This is a genomic window from Peptoniphilus indolicus ATCC 29427 (genome assembly GCF_000227315.1).
GTDB lineage: Bacteria > Bacillota > Clostridia > Tissierellales > Peptoniphilaceae > Peptoniphilus > Peptoniphilus indolicus.
Genome location: NZ_JH165135.1, coordinates 1 through 928 on the forward strand (window position 1 = coordinate 1; position 928 = coordinate 928).

The window sequence follows — 928 nt, forward strand, 5'->3', positions numbered from 1 at the left end:
GTAGTCGGTTTTCTTTTTGACCATTTTGCATCAGTCTATTTTTTATTAGATATTAAATTAAAAAAGTTATAGACTATGGAAGAGTTTACGATATTTTTTGGGAGTTAAACCGTATTCTTTTAGAAACAGTTTATTATAATAGCTTTGTTGAAAAAATCCACATTCTAGTGATATTTCTGTTATAAGAGCGGAAGTCTCTTCAAGCATTTGAGCGCTACGTTCCAATCTATAGCTATTTAAAAATTCTATAGGTGATTTACCGGTGTATTCTTTAAAAATTCTCATGCAAGTACTTTTACTTACTGAGCCGGAATTTGCAATATCATCAAGAGAGATTTTTGAACCAAAGTTTTCGTAAATAAATCTAGACATTTTACGTTGGATTTGTATGTTCGGATTTTCTCGGTCCTTTATAGTTTCGTTTGATGTTTGATATGCAATATATAGTCTGCGCAGTATCATAATCATAATTGAGGTTATTTCCATTTCATAGCCAAGTGGTTTTGAATTGTAAATGTCTTCAATTTCATTTATGAGATTTAGTATTTCTTTAGATAGTGAACTTTTATAGCTAAATCTCATGTGAGAAAAGCCGTTATCAGAGAGCATAGGCAACATATATTTTTTGTACATAGTTTCATCTTTAAAGAGTATATCCGGGTTGAAGATAAAAGTTTTCTTTTTGCAAATTTTTAATGAGTTATCGTTTAATATTCGGTGAATTTTTCTGCGATTTATCACACATACATCACCAGCTTGAGCCTCAAGGTTTTTACCGTTGACTTGACAGATGAATTTACCTTCTATAACTTTTATTATTTCTATGGAATTGTGCCAATGAGCTAGTTCTTCATTTTTATTTTTTGTAGAGCAAGTATTTTCTTCTATATAAAAGGTATTTCTATATCAGTTATTTTCATTTTCTATA

General features: G+C 29.5%; 1 protein-coding gene. It reads right to left on the reverse strand.

Features of this window, described 5'->3' with window-relative positions; all coding sequences use genetic code 11:
- Positions 1-66: 66 nt before the first annotated feature.
- Complete coding sequence (locus HMPREF9129_RS10340; protein ID WP_083827212.1) at positions 67-888, reverse strand: AraC family transcriptional regulator; 822 nt, start codon at positions 886-888, stop codon at positions 67-69.
- Between the last annotated feature and the right edge of the window lie 40 nt (positions 889-928).